Below are 16,386 nucleotides of genomic sequence, written 5' to 3' on the forward strand. Positions count from 1 at the left end.
GCTTTCGTGAAGCCGGCACCGGTACTCCCCGGCCGATCCGGCATTCGACAACTTCCGCTCGCCGGGGACGGCGCAGGGGGTCTTCCCCGGCGAGCGGCGGCACGTTCACGCGAAAGTGCCGCACGGCGGCCGGTAACGAGCCCCGGCGTGTCGACGACATCACGATGTCGATCACCTTTCGAGGGGAACCACCGTTGCGCTGGACCCCGCACAAGCCGACGCGATCGCCATGTCGGCTCCCGGGAAGGACCCCGACACGGCGGCGACCGCGTACGGCGCCGCCACCTGGAAGTGGGCCTGCGGCCACCACCAGTGATCCGGCGAGCGGCGGCACCCGGAACTGTCGGCCCCCTCCGCTAGTGTCGCGCGTCTGAGGTTCGTTGACGGGTCCGGGCGATGCGCCCCAATGTGGCGTTGGGTGCGTTGGACGCACCGAACGCCACATTGGGTGCGTTGGACGCACCCAACGCCACATTGGGGCGTTTAAGGCCGGGACGCTCCCGGAAACATCGCGGCCCGGCCGGGAAAGTGAGTTTCAATGGCGACCCTGGACTGGCCTCCTGGCCGTCAGGGGACTTGCGACGCGCGACACCAGCGTGGAATCGGGGGTTGCTCAGAACGGCGCCAGCGCCGTGACAGCGTCCGGCGCGAGCGAGGTCGTGAGGGTGCCACCCGCGGCCAGCGGCGTGCGCGACCACCACTCGCCGGAGGCCGCCGGGAGTTCCTCGCCGCCCACTTCCAGGTCGGTGGCCAGGACCCGGCGGCCCGCCAGGTGGGCCAGGCTCGCGTCCAAAGTGGAGTCGCCGATCGTCAGCGTCTGGCGCAGCACCGGCGTCACACCCCGCGTGACCTGCTGTGACGTCGTGAGCGTACCCGGCTTCTCGTTCGCCCGGCCCAGCACCAGCACCTCGCGCGTGTGCAGGTAGGCGTCGTCGGCCAGCGAGGCCCGGAACACGGCGGTGTGCCGGGCCCGGGCCGTGATGACCGTCGGCTCCGGCAGGTACTCCAGCCGGCCGCCTTCGGCCACCGAGACATCCACTGTGGACAGTGAACCCTCGCCGTGCAGGCCGGGCAGCGCCAAGGTCGCCGCGACGCCGGAGAGCCGCAGGAACGCGCCCGGGCCGACGTGGATGGTCAGCCGGAGGTCGTCGCCGCCCAACGGGGACGTCGCCGAGTTGACCAGGTGGACCACCGCCGTCCGGCCGCCGCCGCGGCGCGGGAACAGCGTCAGCGGCGCCATCGAGCGCAGCTCGCGCAGGATCGTGCGCGAGCCGTCGAAGCACGCCGTCAGCCGGGCGTGGGCCTTCACCCGGCGCGGACCGGGAGCAGCGACCGGACCCAGTCCGCCACCGCCGGCGCGTCCGGGGTGTCCACAAGGGACTGCGTGATGACCGGCAGCTCGCCGCGCATCCGGTGCGCGTCCGACGTCATCACGTCCATGTCCGCGCCGACCAGGTGCGCGAGGTCGATCTTGTTGATCACCAGCAGATCCGCCGTCGTGACGCCGGGGCCGCCCTTGCGCGGCACCTTGTCGCCGCCCGCGACGTCGACCACGAACACCTGGCTGTCGGCCAGCCCGCGGCTGAACACCGCGGTCAGGTTGTCGCCGCCGCTCTCGATGATCACCAGGTCCAGCCCGGCGAACTTCTCCTCCAGGCGCTCGACGGCGTCGAGGTTCGCGGTGATGTCGTCGCGGATCGCCGTGTGCGGGCACGCGCCGGTCTGCACCGCCTCGATCCGCTCCGGGTCCAACACGCCCGCGCGGCGCAGGAAGTCCGCGTCCTCGGTCGTGTAGATGTCGTTGGTGACGACGGCGAGGTTCACCTCGTCACCCAGCGCCCGGCACAGCGCCGCGGTCAGCGCCGTCTTGCCCGAGCCGACCGGCCCGCCGATGCCGATCCGGTACGCGCGCCCGGCCGTCGGCGCGGGGTCGTAGTGGTCGGGTTCGGCGGCCGTCGGGTCGAAGTTGACCTCGTGGAAATGCCCGTGACCGTGGCCTTCAGCTGGCAAAGAGACGCACCTCTTCCTGGTGATGCCGGGCGTGCGCCTCGGCGAACAAATCCAACCCGGGTGATCCGGGGGCCGGCAGCGACGCCGGGTCGTCGCCCGCGACCGCGGCCGCGGTCTCGCACACCGACCGCAGGTCGAGCCGCGCGACGACCGCGTTGACCGCGAACGGGTCCAGCCCCAGCAACCGCACCGCGGCACTGGCGGGCCCGCTCACGGCCAGGTAGGCCACGGCCATCGCGGCGTCGTACGGCGCACCGCCCGCGACGCCGACCAGCGCGCCCAGCACGATCGGGTGGTGCGGCCGCGGAGTTTCCTCCAGCAGGGCGACGAGCACCGGTGACGGCCAGGAGATCCGCCCGGCCCGCGCGGTCCCCCGCCCCTGCGCCCGTGACGCCTCGCGCTGCGCGAGCGACGGCGTCCGCGCGTCCAGCTCGGCGTCCAGCCGGGACCAGTGTCCACTCGCGACGGATCGCGCGGCCGCGTGGGCCGACGCCGCCGCGAACACCGCCGCCAGGGAACCGGCCGTCCGCAACCGTCCGGAAAGGAATCCGGGAAGGTCCCTTTCGGACTTGATCAGCTTGCGCGCGACGGCTTCTTCGAGCCCGCCGCTGTGGACGTGCCCGCCGCCGGGAAAGCGCGAGTCCGCGAGGATGAGTGCCGAAAGGTCCATCAGAAAAGAAAGTACCTTTGCGCCATCGGCAGTTCGGTCACCGGCTGCGGCTCGATCAGCTCGCCGTCGACGTGCACCGCGAAGCTGTCCGGCTCGACCCGGACGTCCGGCGTGGCGTCGTTGAGCACCATGTCCGCCTTGGTCCGCGCGCGCATGTTCGACACGGCGACCAGTGGCCGCGTGATCCGGAACGTCTCCCGCAGGTTGCTGTCGAGGGCTTCCGGCGCGACGAAGTGCAGGCTCAGCGCCGCGCCGATGGTGGCGCCGAACATCGGGCGCGCCATCACCGGCTGCGGCGTCGGGATGGACGCGTTCGCGTCGCCCATCGCCGCCCACGCCGGGAACCCGCCCTTCAGGACCACGTGCGGCCGGACGCCGAAGAACTTCGGCTCCCACAGCACCAGGTCGGCGAGCTTGCCGACCTCGACCGAGCCGATCTCGGTCTCCATGCCGTGCGCGATGGCCGGGTTGATCGTGTACTTGGCGACATAACGGCGCGCGCGCAGGTTGTCGGCCGCGCCGTCGCCGGGCAGCGCGCCGCGACGGCGTTTCATCACGTGCGCGGTCTGCCAGGTCCGGATGATCACCTCGCCGATCCGGCCCATCGCCTGCGAGTCCGAGCTCATCATCGAGATCGCGCCCAGGTCGTGCAGGACGTCCTCGGCCGCGATGGTCGTCGGCCGGATCCGGCTCTCGGCGAAGGCGAGGTCCTCGGGCACCGACGGGTTGAGGTGGTGGCAGACGACCAGCATGTCGAGGTGCTCGTCGAGGGTGTTCGCGGTGTGCGGCCGGGTCGGGTTGGTCGACGACGGCAGCACGTTCGGCAGCGAGACGACCTGGATGATGTCCGGCGCGTGCCCGCCGCCGGCGCCTTCGGTGTGGTACGCGTTGATCGAGCGCCCGCCGATGGCGTCCACAGTGGACTCCAGGAAGCCGGCCTCGTTCAACGTGTCCGTGTGGATGGCCACCTGGACACCGGACTCGTCGGCCACGGTGAGGCAGGCGTCGATCGCGGCGGGCGTCGTGCCCCAGTCCTCGTGCAGCTTGAACCCGCCCGCGCCGGCCGCCAGCTGCTCGCGCAGCGCCTCGTGCCGGACGGTGTTCCCCTTGCCCAGCAACAGGACGTTGACCGGGTAACCGTCCATAGCGGACAGCATCCGGCCGAGGTTCCACGCGCCGGGTGTCACGGTGGTGGCCTTCGTGCCCTCGTTCGGCCCGGTGCCGCCACCGACCAAAGTGGTCAGTCCCGCGGCCAGCGCGGTGTCGACGAGCTGCGGGCAGATGAAGTGGACGTGGCAGTCGATGCCGCCCGCGGTGAGGATCTTCCCGTTGCCGGACAGCACTTCCGTCGACGGGCCGATGACCAGCGCCGGATCGACGCCGTCCATCGTGTCCGGGTTGCCCGCCTTGCCGATCCCGACGATCCGGCCGTCGCGGACGCCGACGTCGGCCTTGACGATGCCCCAGTGGTCGAGGATGACGGCCCCGGTGATGATCAGGTCCGGCGCGCCCTCGGCGCGCGTCGCCGTGCCCTGGCCCATCGACTCGCGGATCACCTTGCCGCCGCCGAAGAGGACCTCGTCGCCGGAACCGCCGGGGCCCATCGAGCGGTCCTCGGTGACCTCGATCAGGAGGTCGGTGTCGGCGAGCCGGATCCGGTCGCCGGTGGTCGGGCCGAACAGTTCCGCGTAGCGCTCGCGGTCGATCTGCGGCATCAGAACTCCCCCGAGAATTCGGACCGCAGCCCCGGAACCCGGCGCGCGCCGGCGAGCGGGACGAGATCGACTTCGCGTTCGACGCCGGGCTCGAACCGCACCGACGTGCCGGCCGGGACGTCGAGCCGGTGCCCGCGGGCGGCGTCTCGGTCGAACTCGAGGCCCGGGTTCACGGCCGCGAAGTGGTAGTGCGAGCCGACCTGCACGGGCCGGTCGCCGAGGTTGCGCACGAGCAGCCGGACGCGCGCGCGGCCCGGGTTCAGCTCCACCGGCTCGTCGCCGGGGATGATCTCGCCTGGACGCATCGAGGTCCCCCTCAAACGATCGGGTCGTGCACGGTGACGAGCTTCGTGCCGTCCGGGAAAGTGGCCTCGACCTGCACGGAGTCGACCATCTCCGGCACGCCGTCGAGGACCTGGGCCCGGCCGAGCACGGTCCGGCCGCTGGCGACCAGCTCGCTGACCGTGCGGCCGTCGCGGGCGCCTTCGAGGACGTGGTCGGTGATCAGCGCGACCGACTCCGGGTAGTTGAGCCGGACCCCGCGGTCCAGCCGCTTCCGCGCGACGTCCGCCGCCACGTGGATCAGCAGCTTGTCGCGCTCCTGGGGGCTGAGGTGCATCAGTCAGGTCTATCACCCGGACCACAGCCGCGCCCGGTTCGGAAACACAGGATTTACCTGGGGTTCGTCACAGTCCGTGGCGAAAAATTCTCCGGCCGGACGGCCTGGGTGACTGAATCGTTCTCGTAATCGTGACCGAAAGCACCACATCTTTCGATTGCCCCCCGGCGATCGAGGGAGCAAGGTCTATCCATCCGTGCGATGGTGCGCGCTTTCCGTGCGTATCCCGTCAGCGCGACCAGCCGGGGAAGAAAGCGCACCGAAAGGTTTCGCGAAACAGTGACTACCTCCACGATCAGCAAGCCACAGCCGTCCGGCCAACCCGACGACGGCTTCCGACCGGGTCTGGAAGGCGTCGTCGCCTTCCACACCGAGATCGCCGAACCCGACCGGGACGGCGGTGCCCTGCGTTACCGCGGCGTCGACATCGAAGACCTCGCCGGGAAGGTGACCTTCGGCGACGTGTGGGGCCTTCTCGTGGACGGCCGCTTCGGCCACGGCCTCCCGCCCGCCGAGCCGTTCCCGCTGCCGGTGCACACCGGCGACGTCCGGGTGGACGTCCAGGCCGCGCTGGCCATGCTCGCCCCGATCTGGGGTTACCGCCCGCTGCTCGACATCACCGACGAAGAGGCCCGTGAACAGCTGGCCCGCGCCTCGGTGATGGCGCTGTCCTACGTCGCGCAGTCGGCCCGCGGCATCGGCCAGCCGGCCGTCCCGCAGACCCGCGTCGACGAGGCCCACTCGATCACCGAACGCTTCCTGATCCGCTGGCGCGGCGAGCCGGACCCGGCCCACGTCAAGGCCCTCGACGCCTACTGGGTGTCGGCCGCCGAGCACGGCCTCAACGCGTCCACCTTCACCGCCCGCGTCATCGCCTCGACCGGCGCCGACGTCGCGGCGGCCATGTCCGGCGCGATCGGCGCGATGTCCGGCCCGCTGCACGGCGGCGCCCCGGCCCGCGTGCTGCCGATGATCGAAGAAGTCGAACGGACCGGTGACGCCGCCGGCCTGGTCAAGGGCATCCTCGACCGCAAGGAACGGCTGATGGGCTTCGGCCACCGCGTCTACCGCGCGGAGGACCCGCGGGCCCGCGTGCTGCGGCGCACCTGCCAGGAGCTGGGCGCCGAGCGCTACGAGGTCGCCGCGGCGCTGGAGCAGGCCGCGCTGAAGGAGCTGCGCGAGCGCCGTCCGGATCACCCGATCGAGACGAACGTCGAGTTCTGGGCCGCCGTGATCCTGGACTTCGCGCAGGTCCCGCCGCACATGATGCCGTCGATGTTCAGCTCGGCGCGCACCGCCGGCTGGGCCGCGCACATCCTGGAGCAGAAGCGGACCGGGCGCCTGGTGCGGCCGTCGGCCAAGTACATCGGCCCGGCGCCGCGCACCCCGCAGGACGTCGAAGGCTGGGACCTGGTCACCCAGCGCTGACCACCCGCCGCCGTCGCCGTCGTCACCGTTGCCGTTGTCCGTGAAGGACTCCTTACCGGCTCTTATGGCCGGTAAGGAGTCCTTCACGGCTTTGCGGTGACCTCGTGGGCGGCGGTGGCGGCGAGCATCGCGGTGAGCTGGTCGACGAGCCAGGCGTCCAGGGATTCCCGGGGCACGGTGCGTTCCTGGAGCCAGCTCAGCAGGGCGCCTTCGACGACCGCCGTCCAGCAGCGCAGGGTCAGCAGCACCAGGGGCGACGGGGTCGTGACGCCGAGCGCGTCGAGGATCAGGGCGACCGCGCGGTTGCGGACCGCGTCGACGGCCGCGTTCGTCTCCGACGTCGCGATCACGGATCCGCTGCGCAGCAACGCGATGTAGCCCGCGCGGTAGTTGTCCGCGACGTCGATCAGGCCGCGGACGGCCGCGCGCAGCCGCCCCTCCGGCGGCCCCTCCTCGAGCCCCGCGAGGCCGTCGATCAGCCCGTCGGTGACCGTGCGCAGCGCCTCCACCTGCAGCTCGCGCAGGTTGGGGAAGTACCGGTAGAACAGCGGCCGCGACACCTCGGCCGCCGCGACGATGTCGTCCACCGTGACCAGTTCCGGCGGCCGTGACCCGAACAGGTCGAGCGCGACCCGGATCAGGTCGTCGCGGCGCGCCTGCGGCGACATCCGCCGCGGCCGGCGTTCGGTCAAGGGGTGACGTCCAGTTTCGCCGCCGCTCGCAGCAGCCCCGGCGTCAGTCGCGAAAGGACCAGCGCGACCTTCGACTCCGGAGTGGACGGTGCGATGGCGGTGTCCTTTTCCACCGCCCGCAGGATGTCCTTCGCCACGCCTTCCGGGCCGAACCCGCGCCGCGCGTACAGTTTTGAGCTTTCCTTCTGCCGCCGCTGCTGCTCCTCGTCGGACACTCCGACGAACCGCGTGGTGCTGGTGATGTTCGTCTTGACGATGCCCGGGCAGACGGCCGTGACGCCGATGTGGTGCTCGGCCAGCTCGGCGCGCAGGCAGACGCTGAGCGTCAGCACGGCGGATTTCGTGGTGGCGTAAGCGGAAAGGATCTTCGACGGCAGGTAAGCCGCGGCCGACGCCAGGTTGACGATCTGCCCGCCCTCGGCGCGCTCGGCGAGCATCGGCGCGAACGCGCGGCAGCCGTGGATGACACCCCAGAGGTTGACGTCGATGACGCGTTCCCAGTCCTCGACGGACGTGTCGAGGAACGGCCCGGACATGCCGATTCCGGCGTTGTTGACCACGATGTCCGGCACCCCGTGCTCGGCCTTGACCTGCGCGGCGAACCGGTGCACAGCGGGGCCGTCACTGGAGTCCACTGTGTACTCGGCCGCGTCGACCCCCTTGTCCTGCAGGAGTTTCACGGTCTCCGCGGCGGCGTTCGGATCGATGTCGGTGATGACGACGTCGGCACCTTCGTCGGCGAACGCGAGCGCGGTGGCGCGGCCGATGCCACTGCCCGCGCCGGTGACGACGACCAGCTGGTGGGCGAACCTGCCATGCTTCGGTCCGACTTTCGCCTTGCGGAGCGCGCGGCTCTCGGCGCCGTTTTCGGTGTACTCGATCAGTTCGGCAGCCGCGTCGGCGATGACCTTCGGCTTGGCGCGGGTCACCCAGTGCGTCCCGACGATCCGGCGAACCCGCAGGTCAGGCACCCACTCGGCGATCTCGGTCTGCAACGGCGTCGTGACGAAGGCGTCGCCGGTCGGGGCCAGCACCTGAACCGGAACGTCGGCCTCGCGGGGGGTTGGACGGCTCAACCGGGTGAACATGTTCGCGCGGTACAGCTCGAGGCCGTTGACGCCGTCTTTCGTGCTCGGCTTCGCGGCGCCGGGGTCCATCCGGGCGATCTGCGCGGGCATGATGCCGGTGCGCCAGAGCAGCGGCGGGAGGAACGGGAGCTGGAACGCGAGGATGTACCAGGAGTGCAGGAACTGGGCGAGCGCGTTCTTGATCCTTTTCGGCGACGGGCGGGTCAGCTGCGCGCGAAACCACGCGCCGGCGTGGTCGAGGCTCGGCCCGGAGACCGAGGTGAAGGACGCGACGCGCCCGCGCAGTCCGTCGCCGGTGACGGCGTGCCAGGTCTGGATGGAGCCCCAGTCGTGGGCGAGCAGGTGCACCTTGCCGCCCGGCTGGACGGCGTCGACGACGACCTTGAGGTCATCGGCCAGCTGGTCCAGCCGATAGGACGAGCGTCCCGACGGCTTGTCCGACCGCCCGGCACCACGCACGTCGTAGGTGACGACGCGGTGCTTGCCGCGCAACTCGGCCTTGACGGGGTCCCACATCGAGCTGTTGTCGGGATAGCCGTGCACGAGCACGACCGTCGGCCCGTCATCACGGCCGTCGATGTCGACCGAGAGGCGGACACCGTCGCTGGCGGTCACCCACTTGTGAGGCATTCCGTCATGTTAGACAACTTGTCAACAAGCGCGCGACTGATCATTCACCCTTGCGGGGGCTACCGAATGGGCGCCGTTCGTGCATTTCCCTTGTATGACAGCGTTTTTGTGGTTCCACGGGAAACCTTGCACGATCTCGCAAGCCGCCGCGCCGACGACGCGGCCCACGGATCGGTGATGCTGCGGGCTTGCCTCTGGGGTCGGAGGCAGTGCCGAGGCGGCGTGCCGGGGTTGGGGTTCGCTCCGGGAGGGGCGCGAAAGGGCCACTCGCGCGCAACGCGGCACCGAACGGGCCACTCGCGCCGGGTCGGAGGGCATGAAAGGGACGCTCGTGCCCAACACGGCACCAGCGGGCCACTCGCGCGCAACGCAGCACCGAACGGGCCACTCGCACCGAGTCGAGCACGAATGGACCGCTCGTGCCCGGCGAGGTGCGAACGGACCGCTCGCACCAGGACTGGAGCGGCACGAACGGGCCATTCGCGCGCAACACGACACCAACGGGCCACTCGCGCCGGGTCGGAGGGCACCAAAGGGCCGCTCGTGCCCAACACGGCACCAGCGGGCCACTCGCGCGCAGCACGGCATGAACGGGCCACTCGCACCGGGACCGGCGGCAGCCCGCAAGAGCTACTCGTGCCGGGACTGCACCGCACAAGGACCACCCGTCCCAAGGTCGGAGCGGCACGAACGGGCCATTCGCGCCGGAGCCGGTGGACACGAAAGGGCCGCTCGTGCCGAGTCGGGCGCGAACGGACCTACTCGTGCCCGGCGAGGCGCGAACGGACCGCTCGCACCACGACCGGAGCGGCACGAAAGGACCACTCGCGCCGGGACCGGAGCGGCACGAAAGGACCGCTCGCGCCGGGATCGAGGTGGCACGAGCGGGCCACTCGCGCCGGGACCGAGGCGGCGCGAAAGGGCCACTCGCGCTGGTTGAAGCGCGAACGGCCCACCGGCACCACACCTCGGCCCAGGTGCAGCCCAAGCCCAGGTCAGAGGACCAAGACACACCCCGGCCGACGACTCTGTCCACCGATCGGTGGACAGCCGGATTCAGTCGCGCGTTGGGCGGAATCCTCGCCCCCGACCACCAAGCTGGACCCATGACCACAGCAGTGAGCGTGCGCGGCCTGCGCAAGCAGTACCCCGGCCACCTCGCGGTGGCCGGGCTGGATCTGGACATCGCCCAAGGTGAGGTTTTCTCCCTGCTCGGGCCCAACGGTGCCGGGAAGACCACCACCGTCGAGATTCTCGAAGGTCACCGGCAGCGGACCGGTGGCGAGGTGACCGTGCTCGGTGAGGATCCCGGCAAAGCCGGCCGGGAATGGCGCTCCAAGATCGGCATCGTGCTGCAGACCGCGAACGATGCCGCCGAGCTGAGTGTTGCCGAGACCGTCCGCCACTTCGCGAAGTACTACCCGAACCCGCGCGATCCCGACGAGGTGATCGAGAAGGTCGGGCTCACCGAGAAGGCCAAGTCGCGGGTCAAGGCGCTCTCCGGCGGGCAACGGCGGCGCGTCGACGTCGCGCTCGGGATCGTCGGGCGGCCTGAGCTGCTCTTCCTCGACGAGCCCACCACCGGGTTCGACCCCGAAGCTCGGCGGCAGTTCTGGGCGCTGATCAGCGATCTCGCCGGCGAGGGTACGACGATCCTGCTCACCACCCACTACCTCGACGAGGCCGAGGCGCTCGCCGATCGTGTCGCGGTGATCGCGCGTGGGGAGATCGTCGCCCAGGACACGCCGCAGAACCTCGGCGGCCGGGCCAGCGCCGAGGCCACCGTGCGGTGGACCGACGAACGCGGTGAGCACACCGAACGCACGGCGTACCCGACCAAGCTCGTCAACCAGCTCTCCGCGGGCGGGCGCGAGCTGGGGAACCTCACCGTGACCAGGCCCAGCCTGGAGGACATCTACCTGGACCTGATCGGAGACAAAGCATGACCACCGCGAGCCCCCGAACCCTCCCCGGCCCGCTCGCGCTGGGCCTGGCCCGCGGCGGCACCGAGCTGCGGCAGTTCTTCCGGCACAAGGAACAGGTGGTCTTCACCTTTTCCCTGCCCGCGGTGCTGATGATCCTGCTCGGCTCCATCCTGGACGGCCCGACCGCGCTGGCCGGCGTCACGTCGGGGCAGCTGCTCGCCGCCGGGATGATCGGGTCCGGCATCGTCTCGACGTCGTTCAACAGCATCGCCACCGGCGTCTCCGCCGACCGCGAGACCGGGGCGCTCAAGCGGCTGCGCGGCACGCCGATGCCCTCGGCGTCCTACTTCATCGGCAAGATGGTGCTGGTCGCGGTGTCCAGCCTGGCCCAGACCGTGCTGATGGTCGCCGTCAGCACGCTGCTGTTCGGGCTGAAGCTGCCGACCGATCCGGCGAAGTGGCTGACGCTGCTGTGGGTGTTCGTGCTCGGCATCGTGTCCTGCACGCTGCTCGGGATCGCGCTCAGCTCGCTCGCGAAGTCGACCACCGGCGCGGTGGCCGTGGTGCAGATGCTGTACCTGGTGCTGCAGTTCATCTCCGGCGTGTTCGTCACGCCGATCACGAACCTGCCGAAGATCATGGTGGACATCGCGTCGTTCTTCCCGCTCAAATGGATCTGCCAGGGCTTCCGGTCGGTGTTCCTGCCGGACGGCGCGGTGGGAATGGAGATGGCCGGCTCATGGGAACTGCCTCGGGTGGCGCTGGTGCTGGGGATCTGGTGCGTGGCGGGCCTGGTGCTGGCGCGGCTGAGCTTCCGGTGGACCGACGGGAAGTGAACGACGCCTGGGACCGGTTCAACTGGCTCTGGGAGATCCTCTTCGCGGTCACCTACGTCGCCACGACGGTCCTGGTGCTGCTGGACGAGACCGACCCGGTCCGCGGCACCGTCGCCGTCGGGGCGCTCACCGCGCTCGCGCTGACGTACCTGCTCTGGGGCCGCGGGATCGTCCGGAACGACGAGCACGCGCGGCAGCGGTGGGCGTTCGCGGTCGTGGTCCTGGCCCTGGTCGCGACCGCGGTGCTCGCCAACACGACCGCCAGCTTCGTCCTGTTCATGGCGTGCCCGTTGCTGTTCATGACGCTCGAGTTCCGGCCGGCCGCGGTGCTCACCACGGCGGCGATCCTGCTGAGCCCCGCGTCGGCGATCGCCGACAACGGGCTGCAGGGCCCGGAGCTGCACATCCTGCTGCCGATGACCGCGATCCTCATCGTGTTCGGCGTGCTGGCCGGCAAGTTCATCCTGCACGTCATCGAGGAGAGCCGGGCGCGGGCCGACCTGATCGCCAAGCTCGAGGAGAGCCAGGCGGAAGTCGTGCGGCTGTCCCGGGCAGCGGCGACGGCGGCCGAGCGCGAGCGGCTGGCCCGGGAGATCCACGACACCCTCGCGCAGGGCTTCACCAGCATCGTCACCCTCGCCCAGGCCATCGAGTCCGAAGTGGACGCCGACCCGGCGGCGGCGCGGCGGCACGCCGAGCTGGCCGCCCGCACGGCGCGGGAGAACCTCGCCGAAGCTCGCACGATGGTCGCCGCGCTCGCGCCGGACGACCTGACGTCGGGCTCCCTCGTCGACGCCGTTCGCCGGCTGACCGACCGGCTCGGCGACGAGACCGGGCTGGCCGTCCAGTACGAAGTGGACAGTGACCTGCCCGCGCTGGCCATGGCCGCGGAGGTGGTCCTGCTGCGCGGGGCGCAGGAGGCGCTGAACAACGTCCGGCGGCACGCGACGGCGGCCGCGGTGCTCGTCCGACTGTCCCTTGTGGACGACGCCGTCCGGCTGGACGTCCGGGACGACGGCGCCGGCTTCGACCCGGACCGCGCCGCCGGGTTCGGGTTGCGGGGCATGCGGTCCCGCGCGGAACAGGTGGGTGGCACGCTGAGCGTCCGCAGTGGCGCCGACGGCACCGAACTGACCCTGGAGGTCCCCGCGTGATCCGCATCATGCTTGTCGACGACCACCCCGTCGTCCGGGAAGGGCTGCGCGGCATGCTCGAAGCCGAGCCGGACCTGACGGTCGTCGGCGAGGCCGGCTCCGGTGACGAGGCGGTCGCGCTCGACCGCGTCGCGCGGCCGGACGTCGTGCTGATGGACCTGCGGATGCCCGGGCTGGACGGCGTCGGCGCGACCAAACGGATCCTGCGCGAGCAGCCCGGCCGCCGGATCGTCGTGCTGACGACGTACGAGACGGACGCGGACATCCTGCGCGCGGTCGAGGCCGGCGCGTCCGGTTACCTGCTGAAGGACGCGTCCCGCACGGAGCTGGCGAACGCCATCCGCGCGGCGTCGCGCGGCGAGACGGTGCTGGCGCCGTCGGTGGCGGGCAAGCTGGTCAACCGGGTCCGCAACCCGGGGCCCCAGTCGCTGTCGGCGCGCGAGGTGGAGGTGCTGCGCCTGGTCGCGAAGGGCGGCACGAACGCCGACATCGGCCGCGCGCTCCACATCAGCGAGGCGACGGTGAAGACGCACCTGCTGCGGACGTTCGGCAAGCTCGGCGTCTCGGACCGCACGGCCGCGGTGACCACGGCGATGGCCCGGAACCTGCTCACCTGAGCGGCGCGCGGCAGAATGCCAGCATGCTTGAGTCGACCGAACACGCACTGCTCCGCCGGATCGCCCACGAGCAGGCGGCCTGCCGGGCTCCGTCGCTGGTCGCCGCCGTGGTGCGCGACGGGGAGATCGTCTGGTCCGGCGGGCGGGGGCGCGTCGGGGACGCGGTCCCCGGCACCGATACCCAGTACCGGCTGGGCTCGATCACCAAGACCCTCGTCGCCACCGCCGTCATGCGGCTGCGCGACGAAGGCTTGCTGGACCTCAACGACCCCCTCGAGAAACACGTCCCGGGCACGCCGTTCGGCGCCGCGACCGTGGCCCAGCTGCTCTCCCACACCTCCGGCCTGACGTCCGAGTCGCCCGGCCAGTGGTGGGAACGCACGCCCGGCGCCGACTGGGACGCGCTCGTCGGCAGCCTCGCCGAGGGCGCCACCAAACACCGGCCCGGCGCGAAGTTCCACTACTCGAACGTCGGGTACGGCGTGCTCGGCGAGCTCATCTCCCGCCTCCGCGGCAAGGACTGGCTGTCCGTGCTCGACGAGGAGATCCTCGGCCCGCTCGGGATGACCCGCACCACCCCGCACCCGGTCGGCGCGCACGCCGACGGCTTCGCCGTGCACCCCTTCGCCGACGTCCTGCTGCCCGAGCCGCACCCGGACGCCGGCGCGATGGCCCCGGCCGGGCAGCTGTGGTCGACGGTCACCGACCTCGGCCGCTGGACGGCGTTCCTCGGCGGTGACGACGGCGGTGTGCTCAGCCCGGACACCCTCGAGCAGATGCGCACGATGGTCACCGTCGACGACTCCGACGTCTGGACGACCGGCTTCGGGCTCGGCCTGATGCTCGTGCGCCACCGCGGCCGCCGGCTGGCCGGGCACACCGGCTCGATGCCCGGCTTCCTCGCCGTCACGCTGGTCGACCCGGCCACCCGGACCGGCGCGCTGGCGCTCACGAATTCGACGTCCGGCGTCGGCATCACCCAGCTCGCGCTGGACCTGATCACCACGACCGAAGAGCTGGAACCGCACCTGCCCGCGGAGTGGCAGCCGTCCACTGTGGACCCGGCGCTGCTGGCGCTGACCGGGCTCTGGCACTGGGGCCCGACGCCGTACCACCTGCGGATCCAGGGTGAGCTGCTCCTGCTGGCCCCGGTCGAGGGAGCCGGGCGCGGCTCGCGCTTCCGGCCGACCGGCGACGACACGTACGTCGGCCTCGACGGCTACTACTCCGGCGAGACGCTGAAGGTGGACCGGGACGGCGAAGGCGTCGCGACCCACCTCGACCTCGCGACGTTCGTCTTCACGCGCACGCCGTACGACCCGGCCGCGCCGGTGCCGGGCGGCGTCGACGGCTGGCGCTGACCAGAGGCCCCGCTCACACCCCCAGCCGGGTGAGCGGGGCCTTCAGGCCAGCGCGACCGTCCCCGCGGAGAACGCGACGGCGGTCGCGAACCGGGTGGCGATGCGCTTGCCCTCGCCCCAGTCGAACAGGCCGAACTTCAGGTTGGTCAGGACGGTGAGCGTCGACCCGCCCGCGGCCGGCGTGACCGTCGCGGTGACCTCCTGGCCCCAGCTGAAGAGGGTCATCCCGGTGCGGAAGGACACGAATCCGCGCTGGCCCTCGTAGTACGGGCCCTGGCCGCCGACGGCGGCGACGCCGGCGGGGAGTGCGTTCCACAGCACCTCGGGCGGCGCGGGGAAGCTGTGCTGCACAGTCGTCATGACGCGGCAAGGTATCCCTCGTCAGGGCGTCCGGTAACCGTGTTTTTACGGTCACGGCGGCGCGTCCCACTGCCCGGAACAGCGCCGATTCCACATTCCGGACGTTTCAGCACCGCTTCGACCTGCTCCGTCCCGACCTGAGAGACTGGCCACATGACCGACGCTGAGTTGACCATCCCCGCAGATCTCAAGCCGGCCGACGGCCGCTTCGGCTGCGGACCGTCGAAGGTCCGCGCCGAGCAGCTGAGCGCCCTGGCGGAGTCCGGCTCCACCTACCTCGGTACGTCACACCGGCAGAAGCCGGTCAAGTCGCTCGTCGGGCGCGTCCGGGCCGGGCTGTCCGAGCTGTTCTCGCTCCCCGAGGGCTACGAGGTGATCCTCGGCAACGGCGGCACCACGGCGTTCTGGGACGCGGCCGCGTTCGGCCTGGTGCGCGAGCGCTCGCAGCACTTCACCTACGGCGAGTTCTCCTCGAAGTTCGCCTCCGTCACCAAGGGCGCGCCGTTCCTGGCCGACCCGATCGTCGTCAAGGCCGAAGCGGGCAGCGCGCCCGAGATCGCCTACGAGGCCGGGGCCGACCTGGTCGGCTGGGCGCACAACGAGACGTCGACCGGTGTCGCCGTGCCGGTTCGCCGTCCCGAGGGCAGCGACGGCGCGCTCGTCGCGATCGACGCGACCTCCGGCGCCGGCGGCCTGCCCGTCAAGGCCGAGGACTTCGACGTCTACTACTTCGCGCCGCAGAAGTCGTTCGCCGCGGACGGCGGCCTGTGGATCGCGCTGGCCTCGCCCGCCGCGGTCGAGCGGATCGGCGAGATCGGCGGCGGCGACCGCTGGATCCCGGAGTTCCTGTCGCTGACCACCGCGCTGGACAACTCCCGCAAGGACCAGACGTACAACACCCCGGCCGTGGCCACGCTCTTCCTGCTCGCCGAGCAGATCGAGTGGATGAACGGCCAGGGCGGCCTCGAGTGGACGACCGCGCGCACGAAGGACTCGTCGTCGCGGCTCTACGAGTGGGCCGAGAAGACCAGCTACACGACGCCGTTCGTGAAGGACCCGGACCTGCGCTCGCAGGTCGTCGGCACGGTGGACTTCGCCGACGAGGTCGACGCCGCCGCGGTGGCGAAGGTGCTGCGCGCCAACGGGATCGTCGACACCGAGCCGTACCGCAAGCTGGGCCGCAACCAGCTGCGCGTCGGCCTGTTCCCGGCCATCGACCCGGACGACATCACGAAGCTCACCCAAAGCATCGAATACGTCGTCGAACGCCTGGGCAGCTGA

At 71.3% G+C, this 16,386-nt stretch carries 16 protein-coding genes; 7 read left to right on the forward strand and 9 right to left on the reverse strand.

Annotated elements, in window-relative coordinates:
• Nucleotides 1-613: 613 nt before the first annotated feature.
• The 6 genes from MUY22_RS07265 to MUY22_RS07290 are packed head-to-tail and all read right to left on the reverse strand — an operon-like array spanning nt 614 to nt 5,014.
• Nucleotides 614-1,309, reverse strand: a complete 696-nt coding sequence (locus tag MUY22_RS07265) for an urease accessory protein UreD (RefSeq protein WP_247058383.1) — start codon at nt 1,307-1,309, stop codon at nt 614-616.
• Nucleotides 1,306-2,010, reverse strand: coding sequence for an urease accessory protein UreG (gene ureG, locus MUY22_RS07270; protein ID WP_247058385.1), 705 nt, complete (start codon nt 2,008-2,010; stop codon nt 1,306-1,308). Before ureG ends, MUY22_RS07265 begins: the two co-directional genes overlap by 4 nt.
• A complete protein-coding gene (locus MUY22_RS07275; protein ID WP_247058387.1) occupies nt 2,000-2,680 on the reverse strand; it encodes an urease accessory protein UreF in 681 nt (226 codons plus the stop codon). Before MUY22_RS07275 ends, ureG begins: the two co-directional genes overlap by 11 nt.
• On the reverse strand, nt 2,680-4,395 hold the full coding sequence (locus MUY22_RS07280) for an urease subunit alpha (protein WP_247058389.1): 1,716 nt from the start codon (nt 4,393-4,395) through the stop codon (nt 2,680-2,682). The genes MUY22_RS07275 and MUY22_RS07280 overlap by 1 nt, the downstream gene beginning before the upstream one ends.
• Nucleotides 4,395-4,700 carry an urease subunit beta gene (locus MUY22_RS07285; protein WP_247058391.1) on the reverse strand — a complete coding sequence of 102 codons (306 nt, stop codon included), beginning with the start codon at nt 4,698-4,700 and terminating at the stop codon, nt 4,395-4,397. The genes MUY22_RS07280 and MUY22_RS07285 overlap by 1 nt, the downstream gene beginning before the upstream one ends.
• An 11-nt stretch (nt 4,701-4,711) precedes the next feature.
• Nucleotides 4,712-5,014, reverse strand: a complete 303-nt coding sequence (locus MUY22_RS07290) for an urease subunit gamma (RefSeq protein ID WP_247058393.1) — start codon at nt 5,012-5,014, stop codon at nt 4,712-4,714.
• A gap of 279 nt (nt 5,015-5,293) precedes the next feature.
• Between MUY22_RS07290 and MUY22_RS07295 the strand changes: the two genes are divergently transcribed.
• Nucleotides 5,294-6,442, forward strand: a complete 1,149-nt coding sequence (locus MUY22_RS07295) for a citrate synthase 2 (protein WP_247058395.1) — start codon at nt 5,294-5,296, stop codon at nt 6,440-6,442.
• A gap of 83 nt (nt 6,443-6,525) precedes the next feature.
• On the opposite strand, the gene MUY22_RS07300 is transcribed toward MUY22_RS07295, so the two are convergent.
• Together MUY22_RS07300 and MUY22_RS07305 are read right to left on the reverse strand one after the other, a co-directional pair.
• A complete protein-coding gene (locus tag MUY22_RS07300; protein ID WP_247063713.1) occupies nt 6,526-7,110 on the reverse strand; it encodes a TetR/AcrR family transcriptional regulator in 585 nt (194 codons plus the stop codon).
• A gap of 20 nt (nt 7,111-7,130) precedes the next feature.
• Nucleotides 7,131-8,837 (reverse strand): SDR family oxidoreductase, encoded by a 1,707-nt coding sequence (locus MUY22_RS07305; protein WP_247063715.1) that lies wholly within the window; start codon nt 8,835-8,837, stop codon nt 7,131-7,133.
• A gap of 1,121 nt (nt 8,838-9,958) precedes the next feature.
• Here MUY22_RS07305 and MUY22_RS07310 point away from each other — a divergent pair.
• The 5 genes from MUY22_RS07310 to MUY22_RS07330 are packed head-to-tail and all read left to right on the forward strand — an operon-like array spanning nt 9,959 to nt 14,745.
• Nucleotides 9,959-10,798: an ABC transporter ATP-binding protein gene (locus MUY22_RS07310; protein ID WP_247058397.1), complete on the forward strand. Its 840-nt coding sequence runs from the start codon at nt 9,959-9,961 to the stop codon at nt 10,796-10,798.
• Nucleotides 10,795-11,613: an ABC transporter permease gene (locus MUY22_RS07315; protein ID WP_247058399.1), complete on the forward strand. Its 819-nt coding sequence runs from the start codon at nt 10,795-10,797 to the stop codon at nt 11,611-11,613. Before MUY22_RS07310 ends, MUY22_RS07315 begins: the two co-directional genes overlap by 4 nt.
• Entirely contained in the window at nt 11,610-12,767 is a 1,158-nt protein-coding gene (locus tag MUY22_RS07320; protein WP_247058401.1) for a sensor histidine kinase, read from the forward strand. The genes MUY22_RS07315 and MUY22_RS07320 overlap by 4 nt, the downstream gene beginning before the upstream one ends.
• On the forward strand, nt 12,764-13,384 hold the full coding sequence (locus MUY22_RS07325) for a response regulator transcription factor (protein WP_247058404.1): 621 nt from the start codon (nt 12,764-12,766) through the stop codon (nt 13,382-13,384). Before MUY22_RS07320 ends, MUY22_RS07325 begins: the two co-directional genes overlap by 4 nt.
• 23 nt (nt 13,385-13,407) lie before the next feature.
• Complete coding sequence (locus MUY22_RS07330) at nt 13,408-14,745, forward strand: serine hydrolase (RefSeq protein WP_247058406.1); 1,338 nt, start codon at nt 13,408-13,410, stop codon at nt 14,743-14,745.
• A 42-nt stretch (nt 14,746-14,787) separates the two neighbouring features.
• Here MUY22_RS07330 and MUY22_RS07335 read toward each other — a convergent pair whose 3' ends face one another.
• Entirely contained in the window at nt 14,788-15,105 is a 318-nt protein-coding gene (locus MUY22_RS07335; RefSeq protein WP_247058408.1) for a hypothetical protein, read from the reverse strand.
• A gap of 153 nt (nt 15,106-15,258) precedes the next feature.
• On the opposite strand from MUY22_RS07335, the gene serC reads away from it, so the two are divergent.
• On the forward strand, nt 15,259-16,386 hold the full coding sequence (gene serC, locus MUY22_RS07340) for a phosphoserine transaminase (RefSeq protein WP_247058410.1): 1,128 nt from the start codon (nt 15,259-15,261) through the stop codon (nt 16,384-16,386).

Source organism: Amycolatopsis sp. WQ 127309 (genome assembly GCF_023023025.1).
Lineage (GTDB): Bacteria > Actinomycetota > Actinomycetes > Mycobacteriales > Pseudonocardiaceae > Amycolatopsis.